Below are 20354 nucleotides of genomic sequence, written 5' to 3'. Positions count from 1 at the left end.
TGACCAGTTAGCAGTTTTCCCCCGCAATCAATTCGGCTAGGTTGCCCGACAAGTCTGCTGCCATGGGGGATAAGAGTGACCAGATTCGACAGGTACATGCTGTCGCAATTCATGGTTCTGTTCGGTTTTTTTGCGCTCGTTCTGGTGTCGATCGTCTGGATCAACAAGGCGGTGCGCATGTTTGACCGGCTGATCGGGGATGGCCAGCCCGCATGGGTCTTTGTGGAGTTCACGGCACTGACCTTGCCGGGAGTGATTGGCGTTGTGCTGCCCATCGCGGCCTTTGCCGCGGCGGTTTATGTGGTCAACCGTCTCTCCTCTGAGAGCGAATTGACGGTGATGCAGGCCACGGGCTATTCGCCGCTGCGCCTGGCCCGCCCGGTTCTGGTCTTTGGGGTGATTGTTGCGGTGATGATGTCGCTGCTTGCGCATTACCTCATCCCCGGGAGCCTGAGCCAATTGCGTCTGCGCCAAGATGAGGTGTCGCGCAACATCTCGGCCAAGCTGCTGAGCGACGGCGAATTCCTGCACCCTGCCCCCGGAATCACCTTCTACATTCGCGAGATCACTCAGACGGGCGAATTGCGCGATGTGTTCCTGTCCGACCGGCGTGATCCAGAGGCTCCCGTCACCTATACCTCGTCGCGCGCCTATCTGGTACAAGAGGGCGGCGGCACACGTTTGGTTATGGTATCCGGGTTGGCCCAGAATATCGGTGCCGATCAGAACCGGCTCTTTACCACCTATTTCGATGATTTTTCCTATGACATCAGCAGTCTCGTCAGTCGTGATGTGGTCAATCTCGATGAGGTGGCCTTTGCCAATACGCTTGAGATGCTGCGTGATCCCGAAGCTGTGGCGACCCGCACCGGGACAACCTATGGCACCGTCATGTCACAGACCCATGGCCGGATCACCGCGGCGCTCTTGTGTGTCATCGCGGCGCTGGTGGGATTCTGCACCCTGCTGGTGGGGGCGCACAGCCGCTTTGGCGTCTGGCGTCAGGTGCTTTTGGCCTTTGGGCTTTTGGTGGGGATCAAGATTGTCGAGAGCATCGTGGTGGCCCCGGTTTTGCTGAATGGAGCGCTCTGGCCGCTGCTCTACTTGCCGGTTCTGCTGGGGCTGGTTCTTTCGGGGCTGCTATTGTCCATTGCCAGCCATCCGGGCGTCTGGCGACGGTTGATGGGGCGCGGTCGCCGCTCGGCAGAGGTGGCGTCATGATTCTGGAACGCTATTTCGGCCGTCGCTTTTTCATGAGTTTTCTCGGGGTCACTGTCACGCTTGTGGTGATGCTGGGACTGATTGATCTGATGGATGAATTGGGGGACTTCCCCGAACTCGCATTCGGTCAGGTGTTGGGCATCGTGCTGCTGAAGCTGCCGGAAGCCTATTACGAGATCATTCCGCTGGTGATGATTCTTGCCTCGGTGGCGCTTTTCCTGCGGCTGGCCAGGACGTCGGAACTGGTGGTGCTGCGTGCCTCGGGCCGCTCGGCGCTTCAGGGGCTACTGGCGCCGGCGGCGGTGGCGCTTGCCATTGGCCTCTTGGGGTTGGCGGTGGGTAATCCCCTCGTGGCGGCCACGTCAAAACGACATCACGATCTGGTCAACAGCTACTCCGGGCAGGCGTTGTCGGATCTGGCGATTGCCTCGGAGGGCTTGTGGCTGCGGCAGAGCGCGGCAGAGGGGCAGACGGTGATCTATGCGGCCCGCGCCAGTTCTGATCTGGGCACACTCTATGCGCCCAGCTTTTACGACTTTGCGCCGGACGGCAAACCCCTGCGCCGCATCAGCGCCACCTCGGCGCAGCTTGAGGAAGGCGCGTGGGTGTTGACCGAGGCCAAGATCTGGGATCTGGCGCAAGGGGTCAATCCAGAGGCCTCGGCGCGCGAAGACGCACAGATGACGGTGCCCTCAGACCTGACGCAAGATCGCATTCTCGACAGTTTTGGCAGCCCGGAATATGTCCCGATCTGGGAGTTGCCGAAGTTCATCGCCCAGCTTGAAGAGGCCGGATTTTCGGCCCGACGCTATGCGATCTGGTTTCAGAGCGAACTGGCCCAACCGGTGTTTCTGGTCGCGCTGGTGTTGATTTCGGCGGCCTTTACCATGCAGCACACGCGCGGGGCCAATGTGGGGCTCTCGGTACTGACGGCGGTGCTCTTGGGCTTTGGCCTGCATTATATCCGCAATTTTGCGCAGATCCTTGGTGAGAACGGACAGATTCCGATCCTGCTGGCGGCATGGGCACCGCCGGTGGCCTCGCTCTTCATCGGTCTCGGAATCCTTCTGCATCTGGAGGACGGATGACCCGGTTTGCCCGTATTCTGCTGGGCCTGCTGTTGGCGATGGCAACGCCGGTTGGCGCGCAGGATGGCTCTGTTGATCCCGCTGTTTTGGTGGCGGATGACGTGCGCATCACCGAAGACAACCAATTGATCGCCTCTGGCAATGTCGAGGCGCTCTATCAGGGGCGTCGCCTCAAGGCGCGGGAAATCGTTTATGACCGCGCCACCGAACGACTCGTGATCACGGGACCACTGACGCTTACGGATGTCGATGGCAGCGTGGTCCTGGCCGACAGCGCCGAGTTGGACCGCGACCTGACCAACGGCATTCTGCGCGGGGCGCGGATCGTGATGCAGGATCAGTTGCAACTGGCGGCGGTTGAAATGCGACGCACCGACGCCCGGTTCAACCAGCTCTACAAGACGGCAGTCACCTCTTGTCGGGTGTGCGAGACCGGACGCCCGCCGCTCTGGCAGATCCGGGCGCAGCGGGTGATCCACGACGAGGAGGCGCGGCAGCTCTATTTCGACAACGCGCAGTTCCGGATCCTGAACACGCCAGTGCTCTACCTGCCCCGCCTGCGTCTGCCCGATCCTACGCTGGATCGGGCGCATGGGTTTCTGACCCCGTCGCTGGTCAATTCGACGCTTTTGGGCACAGGCATCCGGGTGCCCTATTTCATCCCGATCGGTGAGAGCCGCGACCTGACGCTGGCGCCGTTTTGGGCCACCAGTTCGCGGCGTCTCGAACTGCGCTATCGTCAGGCGTTTCGCAAAGGAGAGATCGAATTCAATGGCGCAGTTGCGAAAGATGACTTTAGCCCGGACGAAACACGGGGGTATCTCTTTGGCAGCGGTCGGTTCGATCTGCCGCGCGATTTCGTCCTTCGGTTCAATGTCGAACTGAGCAGCGATGATACGTTCCTGCTGGATCACGACTTTTCCGACAAGGACCGGCTGAAGAACGAGCTCTCGGTCGAACGCGCGCGCCGCGATGAATATATCCGAGGCGCGATCACCCATTTCAATTCGCTCCGCATCGGCGAAAGCAATTCCACCCTGCCGACCCTTGCGGGAAATGCGGAGTATGAGCGCCGCTTCTTTCCGACGCGGTTGGGGGGTGAATTACGGTTTGGCGCTGCGCTGCACAGCCATTATCGCGGCTCGGACTCGACGATTGCCACGCTCGACCGCTATGCCGATGGGCGCGACGTGACACGATTCAGCACCCGGCTGGACTGGTATCGCGGCTGGACCCTGCCCGCAGGCGTGCTGGCCAGCTTTCGGACCGGGTTGATCCTCGATCACTTCGAAATCTCTCAGGCCGGGACCACCTCTGCCGCGGATGCGACCGAACTCACGCCCAGTGTCGCGCTTGAATTGCGCTGGCCTCTTTTGAAATCCACCCGGTATGCCGTAACCCATGTCATCGAACCTGTCGTTCAACTGGCGTGGTCTGGTGGGTCTAACCCAAACATCCCGCTGGATGAGGCAACGCAGATCGACTTTGACGAAGGCAATCTGTTCAACCATTCCCGTTTCAATGCGCCTGACCGACGCGAGCGGGGATATAGCGCGGCTTACGGCGTGAGCTGGACGCGGATTGATCCGGCTGGCTGGCAAGGCAGCCTCGCTGTCGGACAGGTCCGGCGCGACGAGCGTTTGCTCGAACGCGATGGCATTACCCCCAGCTTTAGCAAGTCATCGGGACTGCGCGACCGCACGTCGGATTTGCTGATTGCCGGTCAATTCCGCAATGCCACCGGATTGACCGTCACCGCGCGCGGCCTGTTTGACTCGATGTTTGACACCACCAAGGCCGAGGCCCGCGCCAGCTGGCAGAACGCGTACACCAATATCGGGGCGACCTATGTGTGGCTGTCGGCCGATCCCGCAGAAAACCGTCCCTCGACCGTATCGGAATGGGCGATTGATGGCAGCTACCGATTTGCCAAACAATGGACCGGCCATGCCGAATGGCGGTTTGACGAGGCGGCCAGTCGCAGCGTGCGTGCCGGTGCCGGTCTGACGTATTCCAACGAATGCGTTGATATCACGCTTTCGGTCTCGCGCCGCTTTACCTCTTCGACTATCCTTGAACCTGAAACCAACATCGGCTTTACGGTAGGGTTTACGGGGTTCTCCTCCGCAACCCGTGACCCGAGCTTTACCCGGACATGCAGGAACTGACCAGAATGACACCGATCCTCCGCCGCACGCTTGCCGCCCTGACCCTAGCCGCGATTGGCTTGACGGGGTTGCCCGGAGGGGTAAGTCCGGTGCAGGCGCAAAACCTGTTTGCACCGGCAATTCACGTTAACGATCAGGCGATCACCGGATATGAGCTGCAACAGCGCGCCCGGATGCTGACGCTGTTTCGCGCGCCGGGCGATCCACGGCGGTTGGCACGCGAGCAGTTGATCGAGGAACGCATCAAACTGGACGCCGCGCGGGCCGTAGGGCTGGTGGTAGAGGATGACATGGTCCGCACCGGCATGGAGGAATTCGCCGGACGGGCCAATATGACCGCAGATCAGCTCATTTCATCGCTCGAAGAGGCTGGCGTGTCGCAGCAATCCTTTCGCGAATTTGTGCGTGCTGGGATCACATGGCGCGAACTCACGCGCGCGCAATTTGCCTCGCGCGTGTCGGTGAGTGAGGATGATCTGGAGCGTGCGACACGCGCGCTGACAGGGGGGGCGGCGGTGCGCGTGCTTCTGTCCGAAATCATTTTGCCTGTCACCAGCCTTGGGGACGCCGAGGCAAAGCAAGCTCTGGCCACACAAATTGCCGAAGCGGACAGCGAAGGCGATTTCGCCGCCGCCGCGCGCCAGTATTCCGCAGCACCCTCGGCGGGGCGCGGCGGGCGGATGGACTGGGTCGCGCTCTCGGACTTGCCGGCGGGCCTGCGCCCTATCGTGCTGGGTCTCGCCCCTGGCGAGGTGTCCGATCCGCTGCCCATCGACGGCGGACTCGCGCTCTTTTACATGCGCGACATCGAGGAAACCTCTGTTGCTGCACCGGAGTATTCTGCCATTGAATATGCAGCTTATTACATTTCTGGCGGGCGCAGCCCCGAGGCCCTGCAACGCGCCGCACAGGTGCGCGCGGCGGTCGATACCTGTGACGATCTCTATGGTGTGGCCAAAGGCCAACCGCCCGAGGTGCTGGAACGCGGATCAAAGGCCCCTGAGGAAATCCCGCAGGATATCGCTGTGGCGCTGTCCCAGCTCGATCCCGGTGAAACCTCGACCAGCGTGACCCGCTCCAACGGGCAAACGCTGGTGTTCCTGATGCTCTGTGGCCGCTCGCCCAAGTTGGACGGCGAGGCACCGTCGGTTGAGGATCTCTCGAATTTCATCCGCAACCAGCGGATCGAATCCTTTGCCAATGGGTATCTTGAACAGTTGCGTGCCGAGGCGCGGATCGTCGAGCAGTGAGCGCGTCAATTGCGCTCAGTTGTGGGGAGCCCGCGGGGATTGGGCCGGAAATTGCGGCTGCAGCCTGGGACCGTTTGAGGGGCGCTCTGCCGTTCTTTTTGATCGGAGACCCGGCGCATTTGCCCTCTGGCACGCCGATTGCCTGCATCACCGATCCCGCTGAGGCCTCTGCTGCATCGGCCCTTGCCCTGCCGGTTTTGGTGCATTCGTTTGACGGGCCATTGACCCGAGGCGTGCCCAATCCCGCCCATGCGCAGGGCGTGATCGACGTGATCGCGCGCGGTGTGGGTTTGGTGCAATCGGGTGCTGCGCTTGCGCTCTGCACCGCTCCCATCCACAAACAGGCGCTTCAGGATGGGGCGGGATTCGCCTTTCCCGGTCATACCGAGTTTCTGGCGCATCTGGCCGGGGTGGACCGCGTCGTGATGATGCTGGCCTCGGATCAATTGCGCGTCGTGCCCACCACCATCCACATTCCGCTCAAAGACGTGCCGCAGGCGCTGACGCCCGATCTGCTGGAAGAGACGATCCGTATCACCCATGCCGCGTTGATCCGCGATTTTGGCCTGCGCGCGCCGCGTTTGGCCATCGCAGGCCTCAATCCGCATGCGGGCGAGGGTGGCAAGATGGGGCGCGAAGAGATTGACGTGATCGGGCCGGTGCTGACCCGCCTACGCGCCGAGGGGCTGGATCTGCGCGGCCCGATGTCGGCGGATACGATGTTTCACGCCGCAGCCCGTGCGCAGTATGATACCGCGATCTGCATGTATCACGATCAGGCGCTCATTCCGATCAAGACGCTGGATTTCGACCGGGGCGTCAATGTCACACTGGGCCTGCCCTTTATCCGCACCTCGCCGGACCACGGCACGGCCTTGGACATCGCAGGACAGGGGCGGGCCAACCCCACATCGCTGATCGAGGCGCTGAAACTGGCGCAGGTCATGGGCGAGGCACGCCGCGCATGAGCCCGCTCGAGAGCCTTCCGCCGCTGGCTCGGGTGATTGCTGCGCACGGTCTCTCTGCCCGCAAATCCTTGGGTCAGAATTTCCTGCTGGATCTGAACCTCACCTCCAAAATCGCCCGGCAGGCGGGGGATCTGACCACCTGCGACGTGCTGGAGATCGGCCCCGGTCCCGGTGGCCTGACACGCGGGCTCTTGATGGAGGGCGCGCGGCATGTGCTCGCCATCGAAAAGGACGCCCGCTGCCTACCCGCGCTGCACGAGATTGCCGAGGCCGCGCCGGGCCGCCTGACGGTGCTCAATGCCGACGCGCTCGATCTCGATCCGCTGGCGCATCTGACGCCACCCATTCGCGTGGTCTCGAACCTGCCCTATAACGTGGGCACCGAATTGCTGATCCGATGGCTCACACCGCCTGACTGGCCACCGTTCTGGCAATCGCTGACCCTGATGTTTCAGCGCGAGGTGGCCGAGCGGATCGTGGCACAGCCGGGCGGAAAGGCCTACGGGCGGCTTGCCCTCTTGGCCCAGTGGCGCGCGACACCGCGCATCGTGATGCATTTGCCGCCGGGTGCGTTTACCCCGCCGCCCAAAGTGTCGAGCGCGGTGGTGCATCTGACCGCCCTGCCCGAGCCGCGATATCCGGCCGATCCCAAGATATTGGAGCGCGTGGTCGCCCGCGCCTTCAACCAACGCCGCAAGATGCTGCGCGCGGCGCTCAAAGGGGCGGCGCCGGATATCGAGGATCGGCTTTTGGCAGCGGGCATTCAGCCCACGGATCGGGCCGAGACCGTGAGTCTCGAGCAGTTTTGTGCGCTCGCACGGGTGATGCCGGGCGGGACGGAAGCGTGAGGGAAGGGCGTGAAACGGACGTTGGCCACACGGGGTAAGCTGCGCAAGACGAGCGGCGCAAGACCAGGCGCACACGCGGCTTCCCCAACGTAAAATTCACACTCGCAACGGCGACGCGATTGGTGTATGAAATAGTTTAATGCTAAACTATATTCGCCAACAAGGAGTCGCCATCTCATGGTTGCCCGGAAAAGCACAAAGAAACCAAACGTTTCAGCCGACGATCTCAAGCAATACTATCGCGACATGCTGCTCATCCGACGATTCGAGGAGAAGGCTGGCCAGCTCTACGGCATGGGTCTGATCGGCGGGTTCTGTCACCTCTATATCGGGCAGGAAGCGGTGGTTGTCGGCCTTGAGGCCGCCGCCGAAGACGGCGACCGCCGCATCACCACCTACCGCGATCACGGGCATATGTTGGCCTGCGGCATGGACCCCAAGGGCGTCATGGCCGAGTTGACGGGGCGCGAGGGCGGCTACAGCCGGGGCAAGGGCGGCTCGATGCATATGTTCTCGACCGAAAAGCGGTTCTACGGCGGGCATGGCATCGTCGGGGCCAATGTGCCGCTCGGGGCGGGTTTGGCCTTTGCCGACAAATACCTTGGCAATGACCGTGTCACCTTCACCTATTTCGGCGACGGCGCGGCCAATCAGGGGCAGGTCTATGAGACCTTCAACATGGCCGCCCTCTGGAGCCTGCCGGTGATCTTCGTGATCGAAAACAATCAATACGCAATGGGCACCTCGCAACAGCGCTCCACCTCGTCGCCCGATATTTATCACCGCGGCGAAGCCTTTGGCATTCCCGGCGAGATGGTCGATGGCATGGATGTCCTGGCCGTGAAAGAGGCCGGTGACAAGGCCGTGGCACACTGCCGCTCGGGCGCCGGACCCTACATTCTCGAGATCAAGACCTATCGCTATCGCGGCCATTCGATGTCTGACCCTGCCAAGTATCGCACCCGCGAAGAGGTGCAGAAAATGCGCGATGAGAAAGACGCCATCGAGCATGTGCGCGATCTGCTGATTTCCGGCGGCCACGCCACGGAAGAGGATCTCAAGGCGATCGACAAGGACATCAAGGAAGTGGTGAACGCCAGTGCCGAGTTTGCCAAGGAAAGCCCGGAGCCTGCGATTGAAGAGCTCTGGACCGATATTATTGCCGATACGGCACCGCAGAACGCCTGAGGAGGAGAGACGACAATGGCAACCGAAATCCTGATGCCCGCGCTCTCTCCGACCATGGAGGAAGGCACGCTTGCGAAATGGCTCGTGAAAGAGGGGGACACGGTCAAGGCCGGTGACATCATGGCCGAGATCGAGACCGACAAGGCGACGATGGAATTTGAGGCGGTCGATGAGGGCACAATCGGCAAGATCCTGATTGCCGAGGGCACCGAAGGCGTGAAGGTCAATACGCCAATCGCCGTACTTCTCGAGGAGGGCGAAAGCGCGGAGGACGCAGCAAGCGCCCCCGCCGCCAAAGCGCCGGAAGAGAAACCCGCAGATAAGCCGAAATCTACCCCTGCCGCAGCGAAAGCCCCCGAGGCCCCCAAACCCGACACCAGCCCGGATTGGCCTGAAGGCACCGAGATGCAGACCATGACCGTGCGCGAGGCGCTCAATTCGGCCATGGCCGAGGAAATGCGCCGCGACGACACCGTGTTTGTCATGGGCGAGGAGGTGGCCGAATATCAGGGCGCCTATAAGATCACCCAGAACCTGCTCGAAGAGTTTGGCGCCAAGCGCGTGATCGACACGCCGATCACCGAACACGGCTTTGCCGGGATCGGTGTGGGCGCGTCCTGGGGCGGGCTGCGGCCCATCGTGGAATTCATGACCTGGAACTTTGCCATGCAGGCGATTGACCAGATCATCAACTCCGCCGCCAAGACGCTCTATATGTCGGGCGGGCAGATGGGCAGTCCCATCGTCTTCCGCGGCACCAATGGGGCGGCGGCGCGCGTGGGCGCGCAGCACAGTCAGGATTATGCCGCATGGTATGCGCAAGTCCCCGGCCTGCGCGTGGTGCAGCCCTATTCGGCGGCAGATGCCAAGGGTCTGTTGAAAACTGCCATCCGCGATCCCAACCCGGTGGTGTTTCTGGAGAATGAGATCCTCTATGGTCGCTCCTTTGAGGTGCCCAAGATCGACGATTTCACCATTCCGTTCGGCAAGGCCCGGATCTGGCGCGAGGGCACCGATGTGACCATCGTCAGCTTTGGCATCGGCATGACCTATGCGTTGGAAGCCGCTGAAAAATTGGCTGGGGACGGCATCAGCGCCGAGGTGATCGACCTGCGCACGCTGCGCCCGATGGATACCGATACGGTGATTGCATCGGTGATGAAGACCAACCGCTGCGTCACCGTGGAAGAGGGCTGGCCTGTGGCCTCGATTGGCAACCATATCTCATCCGTGCTGATGCAAAAGGCGTTCGATTATCTCGATGCGCCGGTGATCAACTGCACGGGCAAGGATGTGCCGATGCCCTATGCCGCCAATCTGGAAAAGCTGGCGCTGACGTCCACCCAAGAGGTGATCGACGCCGTGCGCCAAGTGACCTATCGTTGAGGGAGAGACGCGATGCCAATTGAGATTCTGATGCCCGCCCTCTCACCCACCATGGAAGAGGGCACGCTGGCCAAATGGCTGGTCAAGGAGGGCGATACCGTGTCCGCAGGCGACCTCTTGGCCGAGATCGAGACCGACAAGGCCACGATGGAATTCGAAGCCGTGGAGGAGGGCGTCGTCGGCAAGTTGCTGGTGGCCGAAGGCACCGAGGGGGTCAAGGTCAACACCCCCATCGCCGTCATGCTGGAAGACGGCGAGAGCGCCAGCGATATCGGCAGCGACCCGGCGAAGGCCAAGACATCCGAAGCGCCCAGCGAGAAATCACCCGAGGCTGCGCCACAGAAGGCGGACGAGGCCAAGCCTGCGCCTGCCGCACCAAAGACAGGCGATGGCAGCCGGGTCTTTGCCTCGCCGCTCGCACGGCGGATCGCGGCGGACAAGGGGATTGATCTCGCAGGGATCAAGGGTTCTGGCCCGCATGGGCGGATCGTCAAGGCGGATGTGGAAGGGGCCAAATCCTCGACCGCGCCCGCCAAGGATGCCGCCAAACCCGCAGACAAGGCCCCTGCCCCGGCATCCATCGCGTCTGGTCCGTCCTCGGATGCCGTGATCGCCATGTATCAGGGCCGCGAGTATGAGGAGGTCAAACTCGACGGGATGCGCAAGACCATCGCTGCACGCCTGACCGAGGCCAAGCAGACCGTGCCGCATTTCTATCTGCGCCGCGAAATCCGTCTGGATGCGCTGATGAAATTCCGCGCCGATCTCAACAAGCAGTTGGAGGCGCGCGGCGTCAAGCTGTCGGTCAACGATTTCATCATCAAGGCCTGTGCGCTGGCGTTGCAGGCGGTGCCGGATGCAAATGCCGTCTGGGCTGGAGACAAGGTGCTGCGGTTGAAACCGTCGGATGTGGCCGTGGCTGTGGCGATTGAAGGCGGGCTGTTCACGCCGGTTCTGAAAGATGCTGAAATGAAATCGCTCTCGGCGCTCTCGGCGGAAATGAAGGATCTGGCCAAGCGCGCGCGCGACCGCAAGCTGGCCCCGCAGGAATATCAGGGCGGCACCTTTGCCATTTCGAACCTCGGCATGTTCGGGATCGAAAATTTCGATGCCGTGATCAACCCGCCGCATGGCGCGATCCTTGCGGTTGGTGCCGGGCTGAAAAAGCCGGTGGTCGGCAAGGATGGCGAATTGACCGTGGCCACGGTCATGTCGGTGACGCTGTCGGTGGATCACCGGGTGATCGACGGCGCACTTGGCGCAGAATTGCTGACGCAGATCGTCGAGAACCTCGAAAACCCGATCGTCATGCTGGCCTGAGGTCTCTGCCCCGACCTTTGGGTCGGGGCGGGTTCAGGCCTCGATGAGCCGCGCGGTGCCCGACCGCGGGAGGGCGCTGCAACTGCATCGGCTGGCACTTTATGTCCGCAAAAAACTCCTGCGTTATCAGTATGTTGATACGTTGCAAAGGCGCCCGCCCGGGGGGCGGTCGGGCGCCGCGCGGCGGTGCCTGCGGCACCTTGTTCCGCGCATTGGAGATAGGGGCCAAAGCCCTATCAAGGCCATTCCCCACGTCACAGCGGCGCGCGAAAGATCACGAACGCCCCGGCCGCGATCAGCGAGAACCCGAGCGCGTGGTTCCAAGTGATCGGTTCCTTGAGATAGAGCACAGAAAAGCCTGCAAAGATCACCAGCGTGATCACCTCTTGCATGGTCTTGAGTTCCGCCGCTGAATAGACGCGGTGCCCAAGCCGATTGGCGGGCACCGCGAGCATGTATTCAACCAGGGCAATACCCCAGCTTATCAGGATGACAAGCCAGAGGGCGACATGCGGAAACTTGAGGTGCCCATACCACGCAAAGGTCATGAAGATATTGGACAGGCTCAAGAGCACGACCGGTGCCAGCCACAGCCAAAGGCCGTGCATGCGCGTCAGTCGCTCGCGTCGTCGTCAGTGCCGCGGACGCCCAGGAGTTGATCCATCTTGACCGAGGGCTGATCGCAACCCGCCTCACCGACGATGCGCGCGGGCACACCCGCCACGGTTTTGCACGGCGGCACCTCTTGCAGCACCACCGAACCTGCGGCGATGCGCGAGCAGTTGCCCACACGGATATTGCCCAGAACCTTGGCCCCGGCCCCGATCAGAACGCCATTGCCGATCTTGGGGTGGCGGTCCTCTTCTTCCTTGCCGGTGCCGCCAAGCGTGACGGAATGCAGCATCGAGACATTGTCGCCCACCACCGCCGTTTCACCGATCACTATGGAATGGGCGTGGTCGATCATGATGCCCTTGCCGATCCGTGCGGCCGGGTGGATATCGACGCCGAACACCTCTGAGGCGCGCATCTGGAAAAAGCGCGCGAGATCGCGGCGGCCCGTGGTCCAGAGCCAATGCGCGATGCGATAGGCTTGGATCGCCTGAAACCCCTTGAAGAAGAGAAGCGGCAGGAGAAACCTGTCGCAGGCCGGATCACGGTCATTGACGGCGACGATGTCGGCGCGCGCGGCGAGGCCGATTTCCGGGTCGGAGGCAAGCGCCTTGTCGCAAATCTCGCGCAGGATCTGTTCGGGCATCTCGTTCGAGGTCAGCTTGAGCGAAATCCGATAGGCCAGCGCTGATTCGAAGGTCCCATGGTGCAGGACACTTGAATGGATCAGCCCGCCCAAAAGCGGCTCATCGGCGATTGCAGCCTTGGCCTCTTGGGCGATCTGTCCCCAGACCGGATCAAGTTCGGCCAGCTTTCGTCTTGTATGCGCCATGGGGTATGCTCCTGTAGATCAACATGAGTATATCAGATAGGCAGGCCGGGTAAAATGCAAAGGGGTGAGGCGGGGGATCACCAAAATGAATGAGAGGCTACCCGTGGCCGAGGGCGCACGTGTTCTGGTTCTGGGCGCCACCGGAACGATAGGCCGGGCAACCGTGGCGGCGCTCTTGGCGCGAGGGCATGCGGTGGTCTGTTTCCTGCGACCCGGCGCTGAGGCGGCGGGATTGCCGGAAGGGGTCACGCTGCGGCGAGGGGCTATAACCGAGCTTGGGCGAGAGGGGGTCCGGGGCGAGCGGTTTGATGCGCTGGTCTCGTGCATGGCCTCGCGCAGCGGTTTGCCGGACGATGCCTGGGCAGTGGATCACGACACGCATATCCTGGCGCTGGAGGCGGCGCAGGCGGCGGGGGTTGGGCATATGGTGCTTTTGTCGGCGATATGCGTGCAAAAGCCGATGCTGGCGTTTCAGGCGGCCAAGCTGGCCTTTGAGGCGCGGTTGATCGCCTCGGGTATGCGCTATTCGATCGTGCGGCCCACGGCCTATTTCAAATCCTTGTCGGGACAGATTGCGCGGATTCAGGCGGGGCGGCCTTTTTTGGTGTTCGGGGACGGGCGGTTGACGGCGTGCAAGCCGATCAGTGACCGAGACCTGGGGGACTATCTGGCGGGCTGTCTGCAAGAGCCTCGGCGCTGGAACAAAGTCCTGCCGATTGGCGGTCCCGGCCCGGCAATCACCCCGCGCGATCAGGCGGCGTGGCTATTTGAGAGACTCGGGCGTCCGGCGAAGGTGCGGCAGGTGCCGGTGGGCGTGATGGATGCCATCATCGCAGGGCTTTCGCTGGCGGGGCGTATCGCGCCGCGTTTGCGGGCCAAGGCGGAACTGGCGCGGATCGGGCGCTATTACGCGACCGAGTCGATGCTGGTGTGGAACCCGGCGACGGAGGTTTATGATGCCGAGGCCACGCCTGAAACCGGGCGGGACCGCCTGTTTGACTATTATGAAGAGGTGATATCCGGGCGCGCCCGTGTCGATCTGGGCGAGCACGCGATATTCTAGGCGGCAGGGCTCTCGCCGCGTTGCAGGCGCACCGGAATTTCCCGCGCCAGTTTCAGCAAATGCGCCATATAGGGCTTGTCCGCGTCATCGTCGCGGATCGCGGCATAGAGGCGCTTGGTCTTGCCTGCGGCGGTGAGGCGGCGGGTGACGTAATCGGTGCTGGTCTTGACCTCGCGCACGACCCAATCGGGCAGCACCGCAACGCCGCGATTGGACGCGACCAGCAAGAGGATCACCGCCGTCAGCTCCACCTGCCTGATGCTCTTGGGTTCGACCTTGGCCGGGGTCAGCAATTCGGTAAAGACATCAAGTCGCGAGCGGTCCACCGGATAGGTGATGAGCACCTCATCGCGGAAATCCGCGGCCTCGACATAGGGTTTCTGCGCCAGCGGATGCTGGCTTGAGGCGACAAAGACCGGCTCGTAATCAAAGAGTGGCTTGAAGCTGATTCCCGGCAAATCCTCGGGGTCGGACGAGACCACAAGATCCACCTCTTCCTTTTGCAGGGCAGGCAGAGCGTCAAAGGCTAGGCCGGGCCGGATATCAACATCGACCTCGCCCCAGGTCTTGCGAAACCGCTCAAGCACCGGAAAGAGCCATTCAAAACAGGCGTGGCATTCAATGGCGATGTGGAGGCGTCCGGCGCTGCCCTCGCGCAGCCCTTCGAATTCGGCCTCGAGCGCCTCAATCTCGGGCAGGATTTTCTCGGCCAGACGCAGCAGGCGATGACCCGCCGCCGAGAGGCGTAAAGGCTTGGATCGTCTGACAAAAAGCTCGACACCGGTCTGATCCTCCAGCCCCTTTATCTGGTGGCTCAGAGCCGATTGAGTGATGTGCAACAGGTCCGCCGCACGGGCCAGACCGCCCGCCTGATGGATGGCGCGGATCGTTTTCAGATGCCGGAACTCGATGTGCATATATTAGCGAACCTCATTCAAACCATGAATTTAATGAAGTTGTCTCACATTGCTGCACCTGCAACAAGTGGGACAACAGATTTCACTCCTGCACAGGATGCACCCCGATGACAACGCCGCGTATCTCGTTCGAATTTTTCCCGCCCAAGACGCTGGAGGCTTCTTTTCGCCTTTGGGACACGATCCACACTCTGTCCCCGCTTGATCCGCGCTTTGTGTCGGTAACCTACGGCGCGGGCGGCACCACCCGCGAATTGACGCGCGAGGCGGTGGGTACGCTGCACAAGACCACGGGCCTCAATGTGGCGGCGCATCTGACCTGCGTCGATGCCAGCCGCGCCGAGACGCTGGAGATTGCCGAGCAATTCGCCGCTGCGGGCGTGTCCGAGATTGTCGCCCTGCGCGGCGACCCGCCCAAGGGCTCGAACGGGTTTGTTGCCCACCCCGAGGGGTTTGCCGACAGCTGCGAGCTGATTTCGGCGCTGGCCGATACCGGCAAGTTTACCATCCGCGTCGGCGCATACCCTGAAAAGCACCCCGAAGCTGTGGATCAGAAAGCCGATATCGACTGGCTCAAGCGCAAGATTGATGCCGGCGCATCCGAGGCGATCACGCAGTTCTTCTTTGAGGCCGAGACGTTCTTTCGCTTCCGCGATGCCTGTGCGGCCGCGGGGATCAATGCGCCAATCATTCCGGGCATTCTGCCGATTGAAAACTGGGTTGGCGCGCGCAAATTCGCGCTCTCCTGTGGCACGCAAGTGCCCGCATGGCTGGATGAGGCGTTTGACAAGGCGATCCGTGACAATCGCCACGATCTCTTGGCAACGGCGCTGGCAACGGAGCTGTGCAGCGATCTGCTCGAGGGCGGGGTTGAGGATCTGCATTTCTACACTCTCAATCGCCCGGAACTGACGCGCGATGTCTGTCACGCTCTGGGTGTGACCCCCAAAGTGACGCTGCGCGACGTCGCCTGAGAGCTTGCCGCTCGCGTCGGCCCCGCCTACCCTGTGAGGAGCAGGGACAGGAGGGGCCGACATGCCGAATAGCCACGCCACATCGCTGGACGATTTACCGGATATGCAGGCGATCCTTGCACGGTCCGGCTTGGCGTTCATTGAAGACCTGATTGCAGGCCGCCTGCCCGCGCCGCCGATTGGCGTGACGCTCGGGTTTTGGCCCGTTGAGGCCGCGCGCGGTCACGTGGTGTTTGAGGGGCGACCCCGGTTTGACGCCACCAACCCGATGCGCGGCGTGCATGGTGGCTGGTATGGCGCGATCCTCGACAGTTGCATGGGCTGTGCCGTGATGACGGCGCTGGAGCGCGGAGAGATCTATACCACGCTGGAATACAAGGTGAATATCATCCGCGCCCTGACCTTGGATACGCCGGTTCACGCCATCGGCACGCTCGAGCACAAGGGGCGCTCGACCGCCGTCGCGCGGGGCGAGTTGCGCGGTGTGGCGGATGGTCGGCTCTATGCCACCGGCTCGACCACTTGCCTCGTCATGCGGCCAGAGGCGGGGTCGTGAGGATTGGGGAGAGTGCGCGCGTGGCGTGTTGCTGACATTGGTCCCAACTGATGAGACGCGCGGTGCCCGTCTGCCGGGTGGGCGCTGCGACTTGGTCGGCTGGCACTTTATATCTGCCAAACACTCCCGCGATTTCAAGAGACTGCAACGTTGCAGAAGCGCCCGCCCGGTGGGGCGGACGGGCGCTGCGCGGCGGCGCTTCGCGCCTTGATTCCGCGCGTAAGCGCTTGGGGCAAACGTCCCCTTCAGGCCAATTCCCGCCCCCCGCTTCGTCACCCGATTTCAGGTCGCGAACACAGCCTCCATATCGGCAAATCCCTTGACCTCGACCGGATTGCCCGAGGGGTCGCGAAAGAACATGGTCCATTGCTCTCCCGGCTCTCCTTCAAAGCGCACCGAAGGCGGGATGACGAAATCAACGCCCGCCGCCATCAGCCGTTCGGCCACGCCACGCCACGTCTCTAGCGGCAGCACCACGCCGAAATGCGGCATTGGCACCATGTGGTCACCGACCTTGCCGGTCGCCTGTGTGGCGAAGGGCGTGCCCAGATGCAGGCTGAGTTGGTGGCCGAAGAAATCGAAATCCACCCAAGTCTGGGTCGAGCGCCCCTCGATCCCACCCAAGAGCGAACCGTAAAAGCCCCGTGCTACATCGAGATCCGTGACATTGATTGCCAGATGAAAGGGATGTGCCATATCTTACTCCTCATGCCCGTTGCATGGCACCTAGCGATGCCGTAACCGGGTTTGCAAGATTTATGACGCGGGAGGACAGATAAATGACCTATGGCTTTGATACGTTGCAAGTTCACGCAGGCGCACGGCCCGATCCGGCCACGGGCGCGCGGCAGGTGCCGATTTACCAGACCACGGCCTATGTGTTTCGTGATGCCGATCACGCCGCCGCGCTCTTTAACCTACAAGAGGTGGGGTATATCTATTCGCGCCTGACCAACCCGACTGTTGCGGCGCTTCAGGAACGTGTCGCCACGCTTGAGGGTGGCGCAGGGGCGGTGTGTTGCTCCTCTGGGCACGCGGCGCAGATCATGGCGCTGTTTCCGCTGATGGGTCCGGGGCTAAATGTGGTGGTCTCGACCCGGCTATATGGCGGCTCGATCACGCAGTTCAGCCAGACCATCAAGCGCTTTGGCTGGTCGGCCAAGTTCGTTGATATCGACGACACCGATGCGATCAATGCCGCAATTGACGAAAATACACGCGCGATCTTTTGCGAATCCATCGCCAATCCGGGGGGCCATATCGCCGATCTCGATGCGCTTGCGGCGGTGGCCGACAAGGCGGGTCTGCCGCTCATTGTCGACAACACCTCGGCCACGCCCTATCTCTGCCGCCCGATCGAGCATGGCGCAACGCTGGTCGTGCATTCGATGACCAAGTTTCTCACCGGCAATGGCACGGTCACGGGCGGTGTTGTGGTCGATTCGGGAAATTTCGACTGGTCGGCGAGCGACAAGTTCCCCTCGCTCTCGGCACCGGAACCGGCCTATCACGGGCTCAAATTCCACGAGACCTTTGGCCCCCTAGCGTTCACCTTTCACGGCATTGCCATCGGTCTGCGCGATCTGGGCATGACGCTCAATCCGCAGGCGGCGCATTACACGCTGATGGGCATTGAAACGCTGTCCCTGCGCATGGCGCGGCATGTCGAGAACGCGGAAAAAGTCGCAAGCTGGCTGGAAGGCCATCCGGCGGTTGAGGCCGTGACCTATGCCGGTCTTAAATCCTCGCCCTGGCATGATCGGGTCGCGCAGATCTGTCCCAAAGGGGCGGGCGGTCTCTTTACCGTGGCGCTCAAAGGGGGCTATGACGCCTGTATGAAGCTGGTGGATAATCTCAATCTTTTCAGCCATGTGGCCAATCTGGGCGATACCCGCTCGCTGATCATTCATTCCGCCTCGACCACGCACCGGCAGTTGACGCCTGAGCAACAGACTGCCGCCGGGGCCGCGCCCAATGTGGTGCGGATTTCGATCGGGATCGAGGATGCCAAGGACATCATCGCCGATCTGGATCAGGCGCTGGCCAAGGCCTCTGGTTGATGTGGAAAAGTGCCGGGGCCGGTCGGACTGTTGGCCTCGGCGCGAAGCTGCTGTAAAATGGCGCGGATGACACCAAGGACTCCCGCTGACGCAGGACGAGTGCTAGAGCGTTACATATGAAACCGAATTTCGCCCTTTCCCTCTCCTTCGAAGGCATCGGCCTTTTGCACCGCGCAGGCAGCGCGGGCTGGCACCTTGTGGGTGAGGTGGCACTTGATGCAGAGGATCTGCCGGGGGACCTGGCATCCTTGCGCGCCAAGGCGACGCTGCTTGATCCCTCGGGGCTTGCGAGCAAGCTGATCATCCCGGATGAGCAGATCAAGTATCTCGACCTGCCCGCCGCAAGCGCGCCGGAGGGGAATTACGATCTGGCTGCCGCCGAAGCGCTGGAAGGGGCCACACCCTATCACATCGACGATCTGGTCTATGACTGGAGCGTCGAAAATGGCCGCCTCTATATTGCCGCCATTGCCAGCGAGACCCTTGACGAAGCCGAGGCCTTTGCGGTTGAGCATCGCTTCAACCCGGTCAGCTTTGTTGCGCGCCCGCAGTCGGATCGCTTTGCCGGTGAGCCGTTCTTTGGGGCGGCGGCGCAGGCGCGGGGCGTAGACCGCGACGAGGCCCCGGTGCGCATCATCGGCAGCGCGCGCCTGCCCGAGGTGACACCGCCCGCAGAGACCGCCCCTGTGGTGGTGCCCTCGCCTGCGGCAGCGCAAGCATCCAAGATCGAGGCGGCACGCCTGCCGGATGAGGCCAAAGCCACTGGTGAGACGCCAAAGACTGCCCTGCCGCCTGCCCCGCCCAAGGCACCAGAAGAGGCCGCGGCCAAAGCTGCTTCGGCCCCAGCGGCACCCGGCGTCAAGTCTGCGGACTCGCCTGCGCTGTCCTTTTCCAGCATCCGCGCCGAGCGGGCCGCCCCTGTTGAGGGAGCGCCCAAGCTCGACGGGGCGGCGCGGCGTACGCCCCTGGCCGATACCGCCCCGACGCCGGAGTTGCCACGACCGGGGGCCGCTCCGCTCTTGACCGGGGGGGCCGACCCGACGCTGACCGATATGGCGGCGGCCAGCCTCGCGCCCAAAGCCGCCAAAGAGGCCGGGCTGTCCGGCCTGCTGGCACGCCGCGACAAAGGATCGACAGAGCCCGCCCCCGGTTCATCCTCCGGTGCCACGTCGGATGACGAAGCGCAACGCATGACCATCTTTGGCGCGCGCAGCCAGCCTGTGACACGCGGCAAGCCTCGGTTTCTGGGACTGATTCTGACAGCCGTTTTGCTGCTGTTTCTCGTAGGCGTTGCCGCGTGGTCCACGATCTTTAGCCAAGACGGCGTGTCCGGCCTGTTCGGGCGCTCTGAGCCTGAAATCGCCGTGACGCCGGCCTATGATCTGGAACCGGATGTCGAAACGGAGAGCGATCCAGATCCCTCCTCGCCAACCGACTCCGACGTGGTCCTGACGCCGCCACCGGCGCAGGACGCGCCGGTGCAGGACACTGGCGCAGATCCCACCGTGGCCGCGCCAGAGGTGGTGGCCGAAGCGCCAGAGACGCCGCAAGAGTTGACCCCCGAGCAGGCGTTGACACGCTATGCCGCGACCGGCATCTGGCAATTGGCCCCCGATGCGCCTGCGCAGGCAGAGACCACCGATGTTGGTGAATTCTACCTTACCTCGATTGACGAGGCGGTGAATTTTCAGGATGCGGTCGCCCTGCCCTCCGCCCCGGATGTAGAGGCGGATCAGCGCCCCGAAACACCCGCCTCTCCGGCCCCGCCGGGTACCGAATTCACGCTGGATGCGCGGGGGTTTGTGCAGGCCACGCCCGAGGGCGCGCTGACCCCGGACGGGGTGACGGTGCGCGCCGGTCCGCCGCCCGTGCGCCCGCCCGAAACCCCTACCCGCGCCCTGCC

At 62.6% G+C, this 20354-nt stretch carries 18 protein-coding genes; 14 read left to right on the top strand and 4 right to left on the bottom strand.

Features of this window, described 5'->3' with window-relative positions; genetic code table 11:
* Positions 1–96: 96 nt before the first annotated feature.
* The 9 genes from lptF (at position 97) to VR71_RS00670 (ending at position 11437) form a co-directional block, all read left to right on the top strand.
* Complete coding sequence (gene lptF / locus VR71_RS00710) at positions 97–1221, top strand: LPS export ABC transporter permease LptF (RefSeq protein ID WP_045680321.1); 1125 nt, start codon at positions 97–99, stop codon at positions 1219–1221.
* Positions 1218–2309, top strand: a complete 1092-nt coding sequence (gene lptG / locus VR71_RS00705; protein ID WP_045680319.1) for an LPS export ABC transporter permease LptG — start codon at positions 1218–1220, stop codon at positions 2307–2309. Before lptF ends, lptG begins: the two co-directional genes overlap by 4 nt.
* The gene (locus VR71_RS00700) at positions 2306–4477 is read left to right on the top strand and encodes an LPS assembly protein LptD (RefSeq protein WP_045680316.1); all 2172 of its coding nucleotides are present in this window, start codon (positions 2306–2308) and stop codon (positions 4475–4477) included. Before lptG ends, VR71_RS00700 begins: the two co-directional genes overlap by 4 nt.
* 5 nt (positions 4478–4482) lie before the next feature.
* Positions 4483–5727 carry a peptidylprolyl isomerase gene (locus VR71_RS00695; protein ID WP_296429661.1) on the top strand — a complete coding sequence of 415 codons (1245 nt, stop codon included), beginning with the start codon at positions 4483–4485 and terminating at the stop codon, positions 5725–5727.
* On the top strand, positions 5724–6695 hold the full coding sequence (pdxA, locus tag VR71_RS00690; RefSeq protein ID WP_045680312.1) for a 4-hydroxythreonine-4-phosphate dehydrogenase PdxA: 972 nt from the start codon (positions 5724–5726) through the stop codon (positions 6693–6695). Before VR71_RS00695 ends, pdxA begins: the two co-directional genes overlap by 4 nt.
* Positions 6692–7543, top strand: a complete 852-nt coding sequence (gene rsmA / locus VR71_RS00685) for a 16S rRNA (adenine(1518)-N(6)/adenine(1519)-N(6))-dimethyltransferase RsmA (RefSeq protein ID WP_045680310.1) — start codon at positions 6692–6694, stop codon at positions 7541–7543. The genes pdxA and rsmA overlap by 4 nt, the downstream gene beginning before the upstream one ends.
* A gap of 177 nt (positions 7544–7720) precedes the next feature.
* A complete protein-coding gene (gene pdhA, locus VR71_RS00680; protein WP_009817947.1) occupies positions 7721–8731 on the top strand; it encodes a pyruvate dehydrogenase (acetyl-transferring) E1 component subunit alpha in 1011 nt (336 codons plus the stop codon).
* A 15-nt stretch (positions 8732–8746) separates the two neighbouring features.
* Complete coding sequence (locus VR71_RS00675; protein ID WP_045680308.1) at positions 8747–10117, top strand: pyruvate dehydrogenase complex E1 component subunit beta; 1371 nt, start codon at positions 8747–8749, stop codon at positions 10115–10117.
* Between the two features lie 12 nt (positions 10118–10129).
* Positions 10130–11437 carry a pyruvate dehydrogenase complex dihydrolipoamide acetyltransferase gene (locus VR71_RS00670; protein WP_045680306.1) on the top strand — a complete coding sequence of 436 codons (1308 nt, stop codon included), beginning with the start codon at positions 10130–10132 and terminating at the stop codon, positions 11435–11437.
* Between the two features lie 254 nt (positions 11438–11691).
* Here the strand turns inward: VR71_RS00670 and VR71_RS00665 are convergent, their stop codons facing one another.
* Both VR71_RS00665 and cysE read right to left on the bottom strand, forming a co-directional pair.
* A complete protein-coding gene (locus VR71_RS00665; RefSeq protein ID WP_009817944.1) occupies positions 11692–12045 on the bottom strand; it encodes a DMT family protein in 354 nt (117 codons plus the stop codon).
* A 5-nt stretch (positions 12046–12050) separates the two neighbouring features.
* Entirely contained in the window at positions 12051–12881 is an 831-nt protein-coding gene (gene cysE / locus VR71_RS00660) for a serine O-acetyltransferase (RefSeq protein WP_009817943.1), read from the bottom strand.
* Between the two features lie 85 nt (positions 12882–12966).
* On the opposite strand from cysE, the gene VR71_RS00655 reads away from it, so the two are divergent.
* Positions 12967–13944 (top strand): NAD(P)H-binding protein, encoded by a 978-nt coding sequence (locus tag VR71_RS00655; protein WP_045680301.1) that lies wholly within the window; start codon positions 12967–12969, stop codon positions 13942–13944.
* Here the strand turns inward: VR71_RS00655 and VR71_RS00650 are convergent.
* Positions 13941–14861 carry a LysR family transcriptional regulator gene (locus VR71_RS00650; RefSeq protein ID WP_009817941.1) on the bottom strand — a complete coding sequence of 307 codons (921 nt, stop codon included), beginning with the start codon at positions 14859–14861 and terminating at the stop codon, positions 13941–13943. The two genes, VR71_RS00655 and VR71_RS00650, sit on opposite strands and share 4 nt — an antisense overlap.
* Positions 14862–14968: 107 nt before the next feature.
* On the opposite strand from VR71_RS00650, the gene metF reads away from it, so the two are divergent.
* Both metF and VR71_RS00640 read left to right on the top strand, forming a co-directional pair.
* A complete protein-coding gene (gene metF / locus VR71_RS00645; RefSeq protein ID WP_045680299.1) occupies positions 14969–15835 on the top strand; it encodes a methylenetetrahydrofolate reductase [NAD(P)H] in 867 nt (288 codons plus the stop codon).
* A 61-nt stretch (positions 15836–15896) separates the two neighbouring features.
* Positions 15897–16391 (top strand): PaaI family thioesterase, encoded by a 495-nt coding sequence (locus tag VR71_RS00640; RefSeq protein WP_045680297.1) that lies wholly within the window; start codon positions 15897–15899, stop codon positions 16389–16391.
* Between the two features lie 282 nt (positions 16392–16673).
* On the opposite strand, the gene VR71_RS00635 is transcribed toward VR71_RS00640, so the two are convergent.
* Positions 16674–17087, bottom strand: a complete 414-nt coding sequence (locus tag VR71_RS00635; RefSeq protein ID WP_045680295.1) for a VOC family protein — start codon at positions 17085–17087, stop codon at positions 16674–16676.
* Positions 17088–17170: 83 nt separating this feature from the next.
* Between VR71_RS00635 and VR71_RS00630 the strand changes: the two genes are divergently transcribed.
* Both VR71_RS00630 and VR71_RS00625 read left to right on the top strand, forming a co-directional pair.
* Positions 17171–18451 carry an O-acetylhomoserine aminocarboxypropyltransferase/cysteine synthase family protein gene (locus VR71_RS00630; RefSeq protein WP_009817937.1) on the top strand — a complete coding sequence of 427 codons (1281 nt, stop codon included), beginning with the start codon at positions 17171–17173 and terminating at the stop codon, positions 18449–18451.
* A gap of 116 nt (positions 18452–18567) precedes the next feature.
* On the top strand, positions 18568–20354 hold a 1787-nt coding region (locus VR71_RS00625; RefSeq protein ID WP_045680277.1), incomplete at its 3' end, for a hypothetical protein.

The sequence above is a fragment of the Roseovarius sp. BRH_c41 genome, from assembly GCF_000961715.1.
Lineage (GTDB): Bacteria > Pseudomonadota > Alphaproteobacteria > Rhodobacterales > Rhodobacteraceae > Roseovarius.
Note: the sequence above shows the minus strand (reverse complement) of the source record. Positions and strands in the feature narration are given on the sequence as shown.

Bases quoted from the DNA above. Each gene is read 5' to 3' on its own strand.
- VR71_RS00630 (WP_009817937.1), top strand. From the start codon at position 17,171: ATGACCTATGGCTTTGATACGTTGCAAGTTCACGCAGGCGCACGGCCC.
- pdhA (WP_009817947.1), top strand. From the start codon at position 7,721: ATGGTTGCCCGGAAAAGCACAAAGAAACCAAACGTTTCAGCCGACGAT.
- VR71_RS00650 (WP_009817941.1), bottom strand. From the start codon at position 14,861: ATGCACATCGAGTTCCGGCATCTGAAAACGATCCGCGCCATCCATCAG.
- VR71_RS00640 (WP_045680297.1), top strand. From the start codon at position 15,897: ATGCCGAATAGCCACGCCACATCGCTGGACGATTTACCGGATATGCAG.
- VR71_RS00695 (WP_296429661.1), top strand. From the start codon at position 4,483: ATGACACCGATCCTCCGCCGCACGCTTGCCGCCCTGACCCTAGCCGCG.
- rsmA (WP_045680310.1), top strand. From the start codon at position 6,692: ATGAGCCCGCTCGAGAGCCTTCCGCCGCTGGCTCGGGTGATTGCTGCG.
- metF (WP_045680299.1), top strand. From the start codon at position 14,969: ATGACAACGCCGCGTATCTCGTTCGAATTTTTCCCGCCCAAGACGCTG.
- VR71_RS00670 (WP_045680306.1), top strand. From the start codon at position 10,130: ATGCCAATTGAGATTCTGATGCCCGCCCTCTCACCCACCATGGAAGAG.
- VR71_RS00665 (WP_009817944.1), bottom strand. From the start codon at position 12,045: ATGCACGGCCTTTGGCTGTGGCTGGCACCGGTCGTGCTCTTGAGCCTG.
- VR71_RS00675 (WP_045680308.1), top strand. From the start codon at position 8,747: ATGGCAACCGAAATCCTGATGCCCGCGCTCTCTCCGACCATGGAGGAA.
- VR71_RS00635 (WP_045680295.1), bottom strand. From the start codon at position 17,087: ATGGCACATCCCTTTCATCTGGCAATCAATGTCACGGATCTCGATGTA.
- VR71_RS00700 (WP_045680316.1), top strand. From the start codon at position 2,306: ATGACCCGGTTTGCCCGTATTCTGCTGGGCCTGCTGTTGGCGATGGCA.
- cysE (WP_009817943.1), bottom strand. From the start codon at position 12,881: ATGGCGCATACAAGACGAAAGCTGGCCGAACTTGATCCGGTCTGGGGA.
- VR71_RS00655 (WP_045680301.1), top strand. From the start codon at position 12,967: ATGAATGAGAGGCTACCCGTGGCCGAGGGCGCACGTGTTCTGGTTCTG.
- lptF (WP_045680321.1), top strand. From the start codon at position 97: ATGCTGTCGCAATTCATGGTTCTGTTCGGTTTTTTTGCGCTCGTTCTG.
- lptG (WP_045680319.1), top strand. From the start codon at position 1,218: ATGATTCTGGAACGCTATTTCGGCCGTCGCTTTTTCATGAGTTTTCTC.